The organism is Vibrio sp. 10N.261.52.C11, assembly GCF_041471405.1.
GTDB classification, from domain to species: domain Bacteria; phylum Pseudomonadota; class Gammaproteobacteria; order Enterobacterales; family Vibrionaceae; genus Vibrio; species Vibrio crassostreae_C.
Window position 1 is genome coordinate 140323 of the sequence record NZ_JBFROI010000024.1, and the last position, 16329, is coordinate 156651.

The 16329-nt window shown below is 45.0% G+C and carries 13 protein-coding genes; 6 read left to right on the forward strand and 7 right to left on the reverse strand.

Translation table 11 applies throughout. The features are described from left to right. Window positions 1-76: 76 nt before the first annotated feature. On the reverse strand, window positions 77-793 hold the full coding sequence (locus AB4323_RS09970) for a 3'-5' exonuclease (RefSeq protein WP_017060409.1): 717 nt from the start codon (window positions 791-793) through the stop codon (window positions 77-79). Window positions 794-798: 5 nt separating this feature from the next. Next, window positions 799-2688, reverse strand: coding sequence for a DUF294 nucleotidyltransferase-like domain-containing protein (locus AB4323_RS09975; RefSeq protein WP_048609207.1), 1890 nt, complete (start codon window positions 2686-2688; stop codon window positions 799-801). A 150-nt stretch (window positions 2689-2838) separates the two neighbouring features. Between AB4323_RS09975 and AB4323_RS09980 the strand changes: the two genes are divergently transcribed. Next, window positions 2839-3480 carry an outer membrane beta-barrel protein gene (locus tag AB4323_RS09980; protein ID WP_052878179.1) on the forward strand — a complete coding sequence of 214 codons (642 nt, stop codon included), beginning with the start codon at window positions 2839-2841 and terminating at the stop codon, window positions 3478-3480. A 123-nt stretch (window positions 3481-3603) separates the two neighbouring features. Here the strand turns inward: AB4323_RS09980 and AB4323_RS09985 are convergent, their stop codons facing one another. The 3 genes from AB4323_RS09985 to AB4323_RS09995 all read right to left on the reverse strand — a co-directional run bounded on the left by AB4323_RS09985 (window position 3604) and on the right by AB4323_RS09995 (window position 7087). Beyond that, window positions 3604-4794 carry an amino acid aminotransferase gene (locus AB4323_RS09985; RefSeq protein ID WP_019822582.1) on the reverse strand — a complete coding sequence of 397 codons (1191 nt, stop codon included), beginning with the start codon at window positions 4792-4794 and terminating at the stop codon, window positions 3604-3606. A 202-nt stretch (window positions 4795-4996) separates the two neighbouring features. Next, window positions 4997-6538 carry an HD-GYP domain-containing protein gene (locus tag AB4323_RS09990; RefSeq protein WP_372152294.1) on the reverse strand — a complete coding sequence of 514 codons (1542 nt, stop codon included), beginning with the start codon at window positions 6536-6538 and terminating at the stop codon, window positions 4997-4999. 249 nt (window positions 6539-6787) lie between these two features. Continuing rightward, on the reverse strand, window positions 6788-7087 hold the full coding sequence (locus AB4323_RS09995; protein WP_017060414.1) for a hypothetical protein: 300 nt from the start codon (window positions 7085-7087) through the stop codon (window positions 6788-6790). A 218-nt stretch (window positions 7088-7305) separates the two neighbouring features. On the opposite strand from AB4323_RS09995, the gene AB4323_RS10000 reads away from it, so the two are divergent. Together AB4323_RS10000 and AB4323_RS10005 are read left to right on the forward strand one after the other, a co-directional pair. Next, entirely contained in the window at window positions 7306-8709 is a 1404-nt protein-coding gene (locus AB4323_RS10000) for a PLP-dependent aminotransferase family protein (RefSeq protein ID WP_372058518.1), read from the forward strand. A 127-nt stretch (window positions 8710-8836) separates the two neighbouring features. Further along, window positions 8837-9043 (forward strand): hypothetical protein, encoded by a 207-nt coding sequence (locus AB4323_RS10005; protein WP_004734707.1) that lies wholly within the window; start codon window positions 8837-8839, stop codon window positions 9041-9043. 133 nt (window positions 9044-9176) lie between these two features. Here AB4323_RS10005 and asnS read toward each other — a convergent pair whose 3' ends face one another. After that, entirely contained in the window at window positions 9177-10577 is a 1401-nt protein-coding gene (asnS, locus tag AB4323_RS10010; protein WP_017060416.1) for an asparagine--tRNA ligase, read from the reverse strand. Window positions 10578-11134: 557 nt separating this feature from the next. Between asnS and AB4323_RS10015 the strand changes: the two genes are divergently transcribed. After that, window positions 11135-12625, forward strand: a complete 1491-nt coding sequence (locus AB4323_RS10015) for a SulP family inorganic anion transporter (RefSeq protein ID WP_372058517.1) — start codon at window positions 11135-11137, stop codon at window positions 12623-12625. A 94-nt stretch (window positions 12626-12719) separates the two neighbouring features. On the opposite strand, the gene AB4323_RS10020 is transcribed toward AB4323_RS10015, so the two are convergent. Next, window positions 12720-14342 (reverse strand): methyl-accepting chemotaxis protein, encoded by a 1623-nt coding sequence (locus AB4323_RS10020; protein WP_017068771.1) that lies wholly within the window; start codon window positions 14340-14342, stop codon window positions 12720-12722. A 501-nt stretch (window positions 14343-14843) separates the two neighbouring features. Between AB4323_RS10020 and AB4323_RS10025 the strand changes: the two genes are divergently transcribed. Together AB4323_RS10025 and AB4323_RS10030 are read left to right on the forward strand one after the other, a co-directional pair. Then, window positions 14844-15041, forward strand: a complete 198-nt coding sequence (locus tag AB4323_RS10025) for a hypothetical protein (protein ID WP_048611631.1) — start codon at window positions 14844-14846, stop codon at window positions 15039-15041. Between the two features lie 81 nt (window positions 15042-15122). Beyond that, entirely contained in the window at window positions 15123-16265 is a 1143-nt protein-coding gene (locus AB4323_RS10030; protein WP_017060419.1) for an amino acid permease, read from the forward strand. Window positions 16266-16329: the final 64 nt, after the last annotated feature.

The following is a 16329-nucleotide window of genomic DNA, read 5'->3' on the forward strand; positions in this document are numbered from 1 at the left end:
ACAGACGATAAAAATGAAAAAGCCCACCAATGGAAGTTGATGGGCTTTGTGTTTGTATTTAGCCTACGTAACTCAGCTAGAGCCAGAAACTCTTCAGAGGCATCTCAGAGTCAAAGTGATGAGCAATTTGCGCTTGGAGTAGCTCAGCGGTCGCAATAGCGTCAGTTAATGCATGATGCGGCGTGTAGTCGGGCAGATGGTATCGACGACGACTCTGACCCAGTCTCACTGAAGCCGGCTTCTTACCTTTTAGCTTATTCCACAAGCCGCCAGCCAGTTTATTTTGGATCTGAGATTCAATCTCCAGCGTGTCGAGGACTGGGAACTCAATGCCTTCACCTAACCTCACTTTTAATGCGTTATCTAAGAAGTCACGTTCGATACGACGATAGTGAACCACTGGGATATGTCCCGCCATTGATTCTAAGATCTCTCCCAACACTTCGCTAAGGTCTGGCGCATCAATGATGTCATTGTGAGTGATGCCATGAATCACGACAGACTCTTCTTCCAACTTCTGTTTGGGTCTCAGCGTCCAGTGTTTGGCTTGTCGTAAGTAGATACGATTGAGCGTAAATGGCACTAAACCAATGGTAATGATGCCGTCTTTGTTTGGGTTTAACCCCGTCGTTTCAAAGTCGACAGCCAAGAACATCACTTCTGAAAGTGGCGTATCAGGCGCAGGAAGAGGCTGGCTATAAAAGTGCTTTAAGCGCTCGTCTCTCGCTCGTTCTAGCTTCTGAGCAAACTTAAATGGCCAATCGACCGCAGGTGATCTGAATAGTTTGTTCATAGGCCCTACTTAAACTTGTTGCTGGCTTGATAACGGAACTTAAGGAAGTTTTGCGCATTACTTAATATTTGGAATGCATCCTTTAGGTTACGTCGTTCGAAGTCAGACAGGTTCTCTGGCTCGATGTTGTTATCAGGCTCGATGTTGTTGTCGACATCGTGTGCTTGGTGACGAATACGAACCAGAGAGATAAACTCCATCGCATCTTTCAAATCTTGAGCTCGGCCTTTTGGCAGAATACCAGCGTCGATAATGTCATCTAAGCGTTCGAACGAGTTCTTAGAGCGAGACGCTACCGCGAGCGAGTGAACACGAATCAAATCGGCCAGTGGCGCAGTACCACGACGCTTAAGGTTGATAGAGTTGTTGTGACGGCCATCTTTCTCCATCACGAAATCTTTGAAGAAACCGAGCGGCGGTGTACGGTTGAGTGCGTTACGTGCAAGACACGCCAAGAAGCGATTGTTCTTACGTGCGCGTCGAACAATAAAGCTGTTCAATTGCTCGGCCCATTTTAGACGACCATAAACGCCATCTAAGTCAAAGAAGATTGAAGCATTCAACAGGGCTTTCGGGTTTGGATCATCAATCCAATCGGCAAAGCACTCTTCCCATTGGCGACGAGTCATACGCCACGTTGGGTTAGTTGCCATGATGTCACCAGTACAGTACACATAGCCACATTGGTCTAAGCCATCACAAATGAAGGTCGATAGCTCTTCAAAGTACTTACCGTGCTTTTTCTCGTCGTAGGTATCATCAAGAATGATTGCGTTATCTTGGTCTGTAACCAGCAACTGCTCATCACGCCCCATAGAGCCGAGTGCGAGGAAACAGTAAGGAATAGGCGCCTTGCCCAATTTCTCTTCACCCAGTTCGATAATTCGCTGCTTAAAGCTACGACCAATTACCGACATTGCAGTACCCACCATGTGGGCGTTGGCATCTTCGTTAACTAAGCGCACAAAGCTGTCTTTCACTTGCTCGGAAAGCACCTTTAGATCTTCAATGCTTTGTTGTTGGAAGATGCTGCTTACCAATAACAGCGAGTTTTGAGATTCGTAACGAACAATATCGGTCGCTTCGATAATACCAATCGGCTTCTTATCTTTGAGTACTGGTAAATGATGCACGTTATAGCGAAGCATGGTCATCATAGCTTCGTATACGTAAGCATTATGGTCGAGTGAGATAACCTCTGGTGTCATTACGCTGGATACTTCATCCGATGGATCGAGACCTTCGGCGAGGACTCGCGTACACAAATCTCGGTCGGTGATGATGCCAATCACGGGTGTTGAGTCATCTTCATCATCTTCAACGATATCTGGGTCGATGATCAGCAAAGAGGAAACATTATCTTGTGCCATCATGGTCGCAGCTTGCTGAATCGTGCGCGTTTTTTCGATCATTGGCGCTTCGCTGGTCAGTAGCGTTTTAACCTTGGATGTTGTTAGGTCGTTAGCGTCGTTGCTGTCTGAGTTGGCTTGGCGCAGTCGTGCGTTATCTTCTACTTCTACGAAATCGGCAAAAGAGTCGTAGTTGTCGTAGAGCTCTTGGAAGATAGGCTCAGGAATACAGTAGAGTAGGGTGTCTTCAGTCGCTTTAACTGGGAAACGCACCTTGTTGTTGGTCAGTAGGCCCATTTGACCGAACAGGTGACCTTCATCCAGGCGGTTATAGAGTTCGCCTTTACGACGGTAGACTTCGACTTCGCCACTTCGAACGATGTATAAGTCATGAATTTGATCACCAAAGTGAATGATAGGGGTATCTTGGCGGTAATAAGAAATTTCCACGCTACTGGTCACTTTCGCCAACATCTCCTCAGGGAGTTCTGTGAAAGGGGGGTATTGTGCCAGAAAGTTTTGAATCTCTAATAACTCAGCATCCATAATGATCATCCATTGGTTTGTATGATTTCATGGTACAACATTTGATAATATTTTGCCGTCACAAATCAATCTGTGAGCTAAAACCTTTTTAAAGTCTTATGGATAGACTAACCTTTCAATTAATGGAGTGACAGTTTAAGGATGATAGGAATGTCGAAGTGGAAGCTTAGTTTTGTATCTGCGGTTTTTATGTTTTCTCCAAGTTTGTGGGCGGACACTAACGCGGTGGATATTTTGGATTACGACCATATTTATGCCACGGCGCATTCGGGCAGTTTAAATGAAGATGCAGGCAGTAATAACAATGCCTCGTCGTATGGATTAGGCGTCAGTTACGCGATGACGGATGATTGGTTGTTGCTGGGAGACTACAGCGCACGCTTTATTCACCCTGATGACACCACAACTCGAATTGATACGCTGATGCCAGGTGTTGGTTACCGTTACAGCATTAAGAAAGATTTAGATATAGTGGCTTACTACCTGCTTGGTATCACTAAGGGTAAGGTTGAAAATAATGACACCAACCAAACTGAATCTTCAGACACTGAGTTCATCCAAGGGGTAAAAGCTGAGCTTAACTATGGCTTTGCGAAACGTTGGATTGCCAATGGCAGTGTGCAAGTGAACCGAAGTGACCTGTTTGATGAAGAGATCTATCACTTAGGTTTACGTTATCTAGTGACCAACAAGTTTGCGATTGGTGGGTCATACCAACATCGAGATGGTGAAGGTAAAATTCGTAGCGAACGAACCAATGAGTTGGGTGTAGAGTTTTTCTTAGAGTATTAACTTACAAAGTATCTAAACCTGAAAGTCGAGACACAAAAAAGCCAGCTTAATTGCTGGCTTTTGCATATCTATCGGTCTGCAAGAGCAGGTTTCTGGTCTGTAAATACAGGTTTCACTTTACGATTAAAGAACCGCAGCGATACCTTTACATAGAGGACCCATGTTCGACTTAGTCATACCAGCAACACTGATACGGCCAGAGCCAACAATGTAGATTGCGAATTCGTCTTTTAGGCGAGTTACTTGCTCTTTGCTTAGACCTGAGAAAGAGAACATGCCGTTTTGACGTTCGATGAATGTGAAGTCTGCATCAACACCTTCAGATTTCAGTGTTGTTACGAATAGCTCACGCATCTCTTGGATACGGTCACGCATTTCTGCTACTTCTGCTTCCCATTCAGCACGTAGATCAGCATCACCAAGGATGTGAGTAACGACAGCACTGCCGTGCGCTGGTGGGTTAGAGTAGATAGAGCGAATAATGCTCTTAACTTGAGAGAACGCTGTTGTTGCTACGTCTGCAGATTCTGCAACCAGAGTGAATGCACCAACACGCTCGTTGTACAAGCCGAAGTTCTTAGAGAACGAGCTAGCAACAAGGATCTCTTTGTTGTATTGAGCAAAAATACGTAGGCCAGCAGCATCTTCTTCAACGCCTTTTGCAAAACCTTGGTAAGCAAAATCGAATAGAGGCAGCAGTTTTTTCTCAGCAACCAGCTTAGCAAGAACTTCCCACTCTTCAGTTGTTGGGTCGATACCTGTTGGGTTGTGACAGCAGCCGTGAAGAAGAACGATATCGCCTTCAGAAGCTTTCTCTAGGTCAGCAACCATGCCTGCGAAGTCTTTGTCTTTTGTTTCAGCGTTGTAGTAGCTGTATTGAGCTGTCTCGATACCCGCAGCAGCGAAAACGCCGTTGTGGTTTGCCCAAGTTGGGTTACTGATCCAGATTTTTACATCGCCCAGTTGGCGCTTGATGAATTCACCCGCTACGCGAAGTGCACCTGTACCACCTGGAGCTTGTGCTGTTTTAGCGCGTTGAGATGCAACGATCTCTGCGTCTGAACCGAAAAGAAGTTTCTGAACCGCTAGACCGTATTCAGCCGTACCTTCAATCGTTAGGTAAGATTTGGTTTTTTCGTTTTCAAGAAGTGCAGCTTCTGCTTTCTTTACTGTTTTAAGTACAGGCGTTTGACCATCTTCATTTTTGTAGATGCCAACACCAAGGTTGATTTTCTCTGCACGAGAGTCTTTTTTAAACTCTTCAGTAAGGCCGAGGATAGGATCGGCGGGAGCAGCTAACACTTTTTCAAACATAATCTTCATCCATGTCAATTGAGAGGGGATAGTATCTATGGGTAGTTATACCTGTATGGAATTTTTAAGACAATACGAAGTGAACAGAAAGGCTAAAAAAAATCCATTTCAATCAGATTTATTGACTAAAGAGGGTATTTGATAACAAAACACCCTACGGATTAACCTATAGAGTGCAAGAAGTTAGTGGTTTTTGAATAGATTACGCTGGTTGAGCAATAAAGCTTTCGCGCTCGAGTTCACTGGCTACATTTTTGCCATCTTTGTAGGTCGCGGCAATTGAAACAAACGCTGGTTCAACTGCTAGAAAAGCTTGGATAACTTGCGGATCAAAATGCGTCCCATTGCCCTCTAAGATGATCTGTTTGGCTTGTTCATGAGTAAAGGCTGGCTTGTAAACGCGTTTCGATATTAGCGCATCATAAACATCGGCCAACGCCATCAAACGGCCAGATAACGGGATATCTTCACCAGACAACTGATTAGGATAACCACTGCCATTCCATTTCTCGTGGTGAGTGAGAGATATCTCCTTTGCGACTCTTAAGAAAGAGCTACTTCCCAACTGCTTTTCTGCAATAGATAACGCTTCAGCCCCAATCGCGGGGTGACCTTTCATTATCTCAAACTCTTCGTCCGTCAATTTGCCCGGCTTCAATAACACACTATCAGGAACACCTACTTTGCCCACGTCGTGCAAAGGCGCAGATTTGTAGAGCAACTCGATGTAGTTTGGAGTTAACAAGCTTGAGTGGGTTTCTGATTTGCTGAGCTCTTGTGCGAGCACCTTGACGTACTCTTGAGTTCTTAGGATATGTGCGCCCGTTTCATTGTCTCGAGATTCAGCCAATGCCGATAAGCTCACAATGGCCACGTCACGTGTGGTTTTCACTTCGTTTTGCGCGGTTTCAAGGCTATCAAGCATGGTATTGGTCATAGATGCCATTGATCCAAGCTCGTTGTAGCCGAAAATAGGTAAGCGAACGCCTTGCTCGCCATTGGTGACTTTGTTTAATGCGTGCTCTTGGCTTAGGAGAATACGCTTAATTAGCTTGCTCCAAAGCGTCATGATGGTTATCGCGTAGCCACCCAGTACCACAGCCAAATAAATAAACTCTTTGATCACGCTGATCTTGCCGGTGCCATCCAATAAGCGGTCAGGGTTGTGTTCTAGCCAGAAGATGTCTTTGACAGCAATCATCGTCAACATAGTCGTCAGTGTTACCAGAAGCACGATAACCAAGCCTATCATCTGCTTGACCAGTGAACTTCTTTCACCAACCAGTTGGAAGTCGAATTGTCCAGTCGTCTCCATTTTATCCATTTGGCTGAGCTTGGCATTCAATTGAAGAATGGTTCCGGTAAAGAAGCCGAATAGACTCATGCCAAACAGCACCTTCAAATTACTATCTATGGTGAATTCATAGCTTAAGTTGTAGTAGAGCGCGAAAGGCACACTTGCAGCAAAAAATAGCAGGGTATCGAGTTGCGCGAATCGGCCTTGCTTGACCAAGGTATGTTGCGCCAATGGGTAACGACGTGCGAGCCATAATAAGATAAACACAATACTGACTTGTGTGAAAATCTCTAACGTCGTTAAGCTATCGAGCATAGGGCACACCCGACTGCCATAGGTGCCAAACAGCACGCCAGCAATTACATATAACTTAGTCGTTAGCGATTGATTGTAATTTGAAGTATCCATCGGTAAGCCTTTGTTCTCATTCTTATTAGATTTACGCATTCATTGATTCACGACTTTAAAATTGCGAATGATTAGCATAAGTGACGTGAATAAGACCGGAAATTCTATCGATAGCTTTCGTGGATTGATACAAGAAACTGGTTTGTGTTAGAGATTTGTTAGCTAGGTGGGGGTTATTGCAGCATTTTTATGAAGATACTTGAATAGCCTCGGTCGAGGTTCGAGGCTATTCAGTCTGTGTACTGGTTAGAATCGCGAGTGATTGAGTTTGCTATCTACTTTACCCCGTTACTTTTTGAGATTGATTTCAGCTTCGATTGAGCCGGTTTCAATCTCAGGGTGAGACGCTAGTTTGTCTGCAGCCCATTGGTTGATGTGTTTCAGAATAGCAGACACCGCGTGTTTTTCCGTTGGTGCTTGGTCTTGTTCGACATCGATCTTTTGCTTTGGATGTGAGCCTGTCGCATCTTCAGCAATATGGAGCCAATCTGGGTGCCAGTAATATGGCTGACCGCTCGGTGTTGTCCAACTGTGAACACCGTTTGACTCTCCTTTATAACTTAATTGGTCTGCTTCTATTTTTTTCATTGTTATCTCGCATGTTTTTGGGTTACATCAAATTATTGAGGTAGAAAGCCAACTTAGCTCCTACCTTGGGTACAAACTTAGCAAAGCTTACAAAGTTATCTGTGAACCAATTCACACTATTGTGGAAATTAGGTGCGATCATATGGATAGCAGCAATAGTTGTTTGCGTAAGTGATAAAATCACCGGCTCACAGAATTTCTCTAGGTAGTACAATTAGATGGCGCGTTATGAAGAGCTTGCAAAGGATATTCGAACTCAGATAGCCAACAATACGTGGCGATCCGGAGAGAAGATCCCTTCGGTACGCATGAGTTGTCGAAATTACAACGTCAGCAATAGTACTGTCTTACAAGCCTACCAGTTGCTAGAAAGCGAAGGGTGGATCATCGCTAAACCTCAGTCGGGCTACTTTGTAGCGCCAAGGCTGGACGGCGTTGACTACGCACAGCCACTCGTTAGTGAAAAGAAAGCCATTAATGACCGCTTATTTGATTTCTTGAAGTCGAGTTCAGCCGAAGGTGTGATTCCTTTCGGCTCTGCATTCCCAGATCCCGACCTTTTCCCGTTACCTACCTTGACTCGAAACCTTGCCAGCGCGGGTAGGAAGATGACTGGCGCGAGTGTGATAAATAATTTACCACCGGGCAGTGAGTCCTTGAGAAGGCAAATCGCACAGCGTTATCTGCAGCAAGGGATCACGGTTAATCATCAAGACATCGTGATTACGTCGGGTGCTATGGAGGCGCTCAACTTGAGCCTGCAAACGGTCACCAAGTCGGGTGATAACGTCGTGATTGAGTCTCCCGCATTCTATGGTGCTCTGCAGGCTGTCGAGAGGCTCGGGCTTAACCCGATCGAAGTGGACGTTTGCCCAATCAATGGGTTGAATATAGAGCAGTTTGAAAACGCGCTACAAAACCAAGATGTTAAAGCGTGTTGGCTGATGACGACTTTTCAAAACCCAACGGGAACCAGTTTGTCGGAACAGGCAAAGCGCCGTGTGGTAGAGATTGCAGAACAGCATGGAACCTACATTATTGAAGATGACGTGTATGGCGATCTTTATTACGAAGGGCATAAGCCGAAGCCACTAAAGGCCTTCGATAAGACCGATTCCGTCTTGCTTTGTGGGTCGTATTCAAAAAGTTTGTGTCCTGGTTATCGAGTAGGGTGGGTTGTGAACACGCGTTTTAACGACGCGATTCAAAAGTTACATCTTCTTTCTACGTTATCGAGTAGCGCTCCTGTTCAACTTGGTGTCGCTCATTTCTTAACGCATGAAAGCTACGACAATCACCTTCGTAAACTGCGTAAAAACCTTGTCGTCAGGAAAGAGCGATTTATCGATGTCATTAAGCAGTACTTTCCGCATTCAATAGAGATTGAAGAGCCGGCTGGTGGTTACTTGATATGGATTCGCTTTTCTGAAAAATTCGACAGCCAACAGTTTCATCAACTGGCTATCGAACAAGGTATTAGCGTTGCATCTGGCGATCTGTTTAGTGAGCATGGCAGAGTGGATAACGCGATACGATTGAACTTCTCTTATGAACTGACAGAAGAGAAAGAACAGGCGCTCATCTGGCTTGGCAAACTGGCACATCAACTTACGCACTCGTAAAACCTTAAGTCCCTCATAAAAAAGACAATCATTCCAACTGTACGGGTTGTTTGTGGGGTAACTGTACGCCTAATTGACCAAAGAGTTGTGATTCAATAACGGTAGACCAAATATTGGAGATACCGTTATGTTGAAAATGACTATGGGAAATGAAGTTAAGCTGATTATTGTCGCTATTGTGTGTGCGCTTCTGCTTATTCTCGGCCACGTACTGCTGGCAAAAGCATTCGCTGATATGGCGTGGGCGGAATACACCACTGCCGCGATCCCATTCGTTATGATGGCAATTTGCGGTCTTGCAATAAAATACGCTATCGACCAAGATGTGGATTAGCTTTTGAAATAATGAGTCTCAGATAGTGGCACGCAGAAGCATCTGGACTCGTTTTATTCCGAACATAAAAAAACCTCCGCAAGTGCGGAGGTTTTTGTTTGTTCTTAACTTTTAATATCGAATAGGTTTCGAATTAGAAGTTTGCAGAGCGTGGTGTACGTGGGAATGGAATCACGTCACGAACGTTACCCATACCTGTTACGTAAGATACTAGACGCTCGAAACCAAGACCGAAACCAGCGTGTGGCACTGTACCGTATTTACGTAGGTCGCGGTACCAGCTCATGTGCTCAGGGTCGATACCCATAGCAATCATACGCTCGTCTAGAATGTCTAGACGCTCTTCACGTTGTGCACCACCGATGATTTCACCGATGCCTGGTGCAAGTACGTCCATTGCTGCAACTGTTTTGCCGTCGTCGTTTAAGCGCATGTAGAAAGCTTTGATGTCTTTCGGGTAGTTCTTAACGATAACAGGTGCTTTGAAGTGCTCTTCAGCTAGGTAACGCTCATGCTCAGAAGACATGTCGATGCCCCACTCAACGTCAAACTCAAATTTCTTACCAGAGTCTAGTAGGATTTGGATTGCGTCAGTGTAGTCAACTTGTGCGAAGTCAGCGTCAACGAATTGCTCTAGACGAGTAATTGCTTGCTTGTCGATGCGAGAAGCGAAGAATTCAAGGTCGTCGCGGCGCTCTTCAAGAACAGCAGCGAAAACGTACTTAAGCATGTCTTCAGCCAGTTTCGCTACATCGTTAAGGTCTGCAAACGCAACTTCAGGCTCAACCATCCAGAACTCAGCTAGGTGGCGGCTTGTGTTTGAGTTTTCAGCACGGAACGTAGGACCGAACGTGTAAACCTTGCTTAGTGCACAAGCATAAGCTTCAGCATTAAGTTGGCCAGATACTGTTAGGAACGTCTCTTTACCGAAAAAATCTTCGTTGAAGTCTACGTCGCCTTTTTCAGTGCGTGGTAGGTTTTCCATGTCTAGCGTAGAAACACGGAACATTTCACCAGCGCCTTCTGCATCAGATGCAGTAATAAGCGGAGCAGAAGTCCAGAAGAAACCTTGCTCGTGGTAGAAACGGTGAATCGCTTGAGATAGACAGTTACGTACACGTGCTACTGCGCCAATCACGTTTGTACGTGGACGTAGGTGAGCAACTTCACGAAGGTACTCGATAGAGTGACGCGTCTTAGCCATTGGGTAAGTGTCAGCGTCTTCAACCCAGCCTACAACTTTAACGTCAGTTGCTGCTAGTTCGAAGTCTTGACCTTTCGCAGGAGACTCAACAATCTTACCCGTTACTTCAACAGAGCAGCCAGTTGTTAGCTTTAATACTTCGTTTTCGTAATTATTAAGATTATTAGGAACCACGGCCTGAATCGGGTCGAAACAAGAGCCGTCATAAATGGCAAGGAAAGAGATTCCAGCTTTGGAATCACGACGTGAACGGATCCAGCCGCGAACAGTTACTTCACTGTCTACCGCTAGCTTGCCGCCAAGTACGTCTGTTACAGGCGCGTAAGTCATGTTGATTTCATTCTCCATTGAGGGACAAATTCAACTCAAAGTCTCTGGCATTGCTGCAAATAAATATACATTTGCACAATAATTAGCCGAAACATTAAGTTGTATAAACTTTTTAAATCGATTGAACATATTACCTGTCATACCGACAGCTTCAACCTTTATTCTTGCTTGGAGAAAGAAATATTGTGTCTACTGACGATAAATAGGTTTGAGGGTGTGTTTTTTGTTCGATCTTAGCGTCAGCCTTACCTTTCACCCTATGTGAGCTGCTGAACGAGCATGGCGTAATCGAAACCTTTGTTTTCAATAATGGGAGTGTGATTGTGTTGAGACTCACTCTATATTGGCGCGGATTCAGTCATTTTGGACTTGATCACCTTCTTAATTTCCCACTAAAGTACAAGAGGAGTTTAATATCTACGTGTTAATTACGCCGCCTTAACCCCTGCATTCTCTCTACACCCGCACTTTTCGAGCGCTCGCTCATTCAAGAAAAACAGTCGATCAAATTATGTCTCAACAAGGCAGGACTGGCTGTACAAGTAAAAGAGAATTACATGCTTAATTATTTAAAAAAACACTGGTTATCAAACGTTAAAGGAGATTCATTATCTGGGATTGTGGTTGCACTCGCATTGATCCCTGAAGCCATCGCATTTTCAATTATTGCAGGCGTTGACCCTAAAGTAGGGCTCTATGCCTCGTTCTGTATTTGTGTCGTCACTGCTTTGGTTGGCAGTCGTCCGGGAATGATTTCCGGTGCAACAGGCGCTATGGCGCTACTAATGGTCACTTTAGTGAGAGAGCACGGACTAGAATATCTACTCGCCGCTTCATTTCTAGCTGGCGTCATTCAGATCGCAGCTGGTTATCTCAAGCTTGGTAACCTGATGAATTTCGTTTCCAAATCGGTGATTACTGGATTTGTTAACGCGCTCGCCATTCTAATTTTCATGGCCCAACTTCCTGAATTAATCAACGTCCCTTCAAGCGTTTACGTGTTAGTCGCTTTGGGTTTGGCGATCATTTATCTGCTTCCTTATTTCCCCAAGTTTGGTCGCGCAATACCTTCTCCACTGGTCGCGATTGTTACCCTGACAATCATTAGTTTGCTCTTCGGCTTAGATGTGAGAACGATTGGCGATATGGGCAAGCTTCCCGATTCACTGCCTGTGTTCTTGATTCCTAATATTCCATTCACGTTTGAGACGCTTGCAACCATCCTGCCATATTCGATTGCTCTGTCTCTGGTTGGCTTGTTGGAATCCTTGATGACAGCGACCATAGTCGATGACCTGACTGATACTGAAAGCAATAAAAACAATGAGTGTAAAGGGCAGGGCGTTGCGAACATCGTGGCTTCCCTTTTTGGTGGAATGGCGGGCTGCGCAATGATCGGTCAGTCGATCATTAACATCAAATCAGGTGGCTTAACCCGATTGTCCAGCATGATCGCTGGGGTTGTTTTGTTGCTAATGGTGGTGTTTGTTTCTGATTGGTTGAAGCTTATACCGATGGCGGCTTTAGTGTCTGTGATGATCATGGTTTCTATCGGCACATTCTCATGGCGTTCCATTGTTGAGCTTAAAGATCACACACTGCCAACCAATGTAACCATGCTAGCAACCGTGGCGGTGGTGGTGTTTACTCATAATTTAGCAATAGGTGTTGCGGTTGGCGTGGTGCTGTCGGCTCTGTTTTATGCACATGCCAGCAAATCCATGGTGTTTATATCCGATGAAGTCGTGACAAACGAAATGCACACCATTCACCGAGTAAAAGGCCATGTCTTCTTTGCTTCGTCAGATGCGTTTGTCGACTTATTTGATTATGACAACGCGACCTCTTTAGTGACCATCGATATATCGGATGCGTCATTCTTAGATAATACCTCGGTCGAGGCGCTTGATAAGGTTGTGTTCAACTTCCGTAAAAAAGGGGCTTACGTTGAAGTGTCAGGAATGGATAGCGTGAGTGCGAACCTGATAGTCAAACACGCGATGTATCACAAGCATAAAGACTTAACCGCGGTTTCCATTACGCACTAATCTTGGTTTACGGTTCTTTTAAAGCCTGAAAGCCTGAATTAGACGTTGCTATGAAGATAAAGCGCTCATTGTTGAGCGCTTTTTTGTTGGCGATCTACGACTTCTTCTTTGTACTCGACAAAGTAAACTGATTAATCAGCGATTCAAGATGATCAGATAGCTCTTCTAAGTCATTGCTGATGTTGCGAGTTTCAGCCGCGGATTGCGATGTGTTGTTGGCGTGAGAGGTGATGGTTTCAACCTTTTGTTGAACATCTTGAGTCGCTTGTGTGGTGGATTGCGTTTGCTGCTGAATATTCTGTGCGTGAGCCAGCACCTGTTTCATCTCTTCGACCACACCATTCATTTCAATTGAAAGTGCGTCGATATCGGTTGAGCTTTGATGGGCTTGTTCGCAAACGCGATCGGCAGAAGTCAGCGACTCTTCGCTGCCTTGCTGGAACTGATGAATGATTGACTCAATACTGCCTGTTGCTTCAGCGGTTCGTGATGCAAGATGGCGAACTTCATCAGCCACCACCGCAAACCCACGACCTTGTTCTCCCGCACGTGCCGCTTCAATTGCTGCATTCAAGGCCAGAAGATTGGTTTGGTCAGCAATGCCACGAATCACACTCAATATTGAAGAGACCTCTCCGGTTTGCTCATTGAGTGTCAGTATTTTGTGTTTCACTTCTTCTATGCTGCTAACGAGGTTTTTTATCTCACTGCTTGCGTCGTGTGCTTGGTTGGCACTCTTACATGCCACATCTGCGGTGTGATTAATAAGCTCTGAAGCCGTTAAAGTCGCTTGTTCTACATTGACTTGCTGTGCCTGTATTCCTTCGACATTATGTTGCACTTCGGCGGTTTCGCTTTGCTGGTCACTGGCGGCTTGCTCGGTAATTTGCGCGACACTAGTCAGTTGGTTGGCAGACGCATTCAGTTTGTGCGAGGTGTTTTGTACCTTTTCTAAGCTGTCGGATACGGTTCCCATGAACGAGTTGATGGAGTTAGCCAGCGTGCCAATCTCATCCTTGCTTTGTTCCGGCAGGCGAGTGGATAGGTTTTTATCGTTGCTGACTTGGGTCATAAAGCGAGAAGTCTGTTGCAGCGGGCGCACGATAATCTTACGAATTAATCCCATCGTAAGGACAAATCCGGCAAACGAGATCACTGCCATAATGCCAATAGCAGCCATGGTTTGAGTGTTAATCAGCGAGTTAACATGGTTAAGGTTATATTCGAGACGAATCGCACCCAAGACTTCACCTTCTGGTGCCATATGACAGGCGACACAATTGGTTCCTCGGTAATCTTCACTCGACTTCATTGGCAGAGCAATAACCAAGCCTTTGCCCCAATCAGCAGAAAAAGGTTCGATAACGGTTTCGCCCGCTAGCGCTCGTTTATCAATATCGTCAACCGGTGTTTGGTTGTCATTACCTGGGCCATATAACTTGCTGACAGCGTCGGCGCGTAAAACACGAACGTCTTCAATGCCTTCTTGAGCCAGTGCTTTCTGACGAAGGGTCTCTTTTTGTGCCATGGTGCCGGTGAGCATCATCATATTGAGGCTATCGAAGTAGTTACTTGCTTTGTCGTGAAGCTGCTCACTTAACACTGAGTTTACAAGTTGCTTTTGTTGCGAATATTGGAAATAGGTCGATATTGCCAGCAAAAAGGTGAACACGATGGCGAGGGCCACTAGGATTTTAAAGGTGATTGTTGAGCGCATAAGGTGTTTGTTTTTATTAATTATAATGACGCAAATACTGTACTAGTAAGAATTCCTACCACCTATGGGGTATAACGAATTGTGTGACCACACTCCGGTTGTGGTTATGTTTCTGTGATGTAGCGAGTTTGTGTTGTGTCTGATGTTGAAATGGAACGCGCTTCAAGCTCCTCGCTGTTCTTAAAACAGACTGTTGTTTTGGGAAAATTGAAGTGCAGCATCGAGTTTTGATTGTGCTGATAATTAGAAAAGCCTAGGTTGTTAATTAGCTCGATGTATTTGTCCGCTTGTCTTTTATCAATAAAGACTATTGTTTTAGACGACTTAGTGGTCAATTTATATCCAAGTGGTTGTTTTGTTCAATTTAATAGCAAAAATTGTGGTTATAGCGTTGTGTTTCGAGGCTCATTCGATAAGATGAAAAGACCTCTATGATAGAGGTAGGGCAGCAACGGATACGCTGCTTCAAATACTATGGAATGTGACTTATTGGACACATACATGAAATTCAAGATTACATCACCGATTATTGAACCTACGGAAGGTTCACCACATCAGTTAATGCTTACTCACGCTTCTCGTTTTACCTCTTTTAAGACAAGCTCCCCTTTGAACGCCCTGTTCGACAACGTCTCTGCACGCTTCTTTACCGCTTATCGCTCCTATTGTTATTCGTTTTATAACTTTATTTCTATCTGAACTCCTTTGTCATCCGCTCGATGAACGAAGACTCACATCTATAAAAACTAAACAAATAAGTTAAAAACAATGAATATTAAAATGATGGGTAGCTCCCTAATTATCGCTGGTACCGCTCTCGGTGCTGGTATGCTTGCGATCCCAATGGTATTAGCTCAATTCGGATTGCTTTACGGCACACTGCTTATGGTACTGATCTGTTTCGGTACGACTTACGCAGCATTACTACTTCTAGAAGCGACCATCAAAGCGGGTGGCGGTCTAGGATTAAACTCTATTGCCCGAAAAACCTTGGGTAAACAAGGTCAGTTGCTTACCAACGGCTTGCTATACGCGTTGTTGATTTGCCTATTAATGGCTTACATTCTGGGCGCAGGTGACTTGCTGAGTAAGTTACTGTCTAACTTTGGCGTCGAAATTACCGCGACTACCAGCCAAACCGTGTTTACCTTGCTTGCTGGCGCAGTAGTCGCAAGTGGTACTGGTGTGATTGATAAGCTCAATCGAGCATTGTTCTTCGTGATGCTTGCTAGTTTGTTTGCAACCATGGCCTTCTTAGCGCCGAGCATGACTCAAGAAAACTTGATGCAGGTAACCAGCCATGACCACGTTGACCTAATCAAAACCAGTGCCATCCTGTTTACGAGCTTTGGCTTTATGGTGGTGATTCCAACCTTGGTTTCTTACAACCACGAAGCGACAGACAAACAGCTGCGTAACATGGTGATCATCGGTTCTCTGATCCCATTAGTGTGTTACTTGTGTTGGTTGTTTGCGGTAGTGGGCAACTTGAGTGAAGAGCAATTCAGAAGCTTTGAGAACGTATCAGATTTGATGGCGGCGTTTGAGGCTCAGTCTCCTTGGGTGGGTAACGTTCTGTCTACCTTCACGGGCTTGGCGTTGTTGACCTCTTTCTTTGGTGTGGCGATGGCGTTGTTCAACCAGAACAAAGACATGTTCAACCAAAATACAGCGGTAACGTACTGCATTAGCTTTATCTTGCCGTTGGCTGGTTCATTGCTTGCGGCAGACAAGTTCCTACAAGTACTGAATTACGCAGGTATCATCTTGGTGTTCCTAGCGGTGTTTGTTCCTCTGGTTATGGTCCACAAACAGCGTTTCATGAAAGTTGCTGATGACCGATACCGAGCAGAAGGTGGCAGCGCAATGATGTTGTTCTCACTGCTGTTTGGTTGTTTCCTGCTTATCTCGCAAGTGATTTAACAAAACAATTTGGTCGGTTGAATCAATCAGTCACCAAGCTTTAGCTCCAAAAGCTTCAGATACA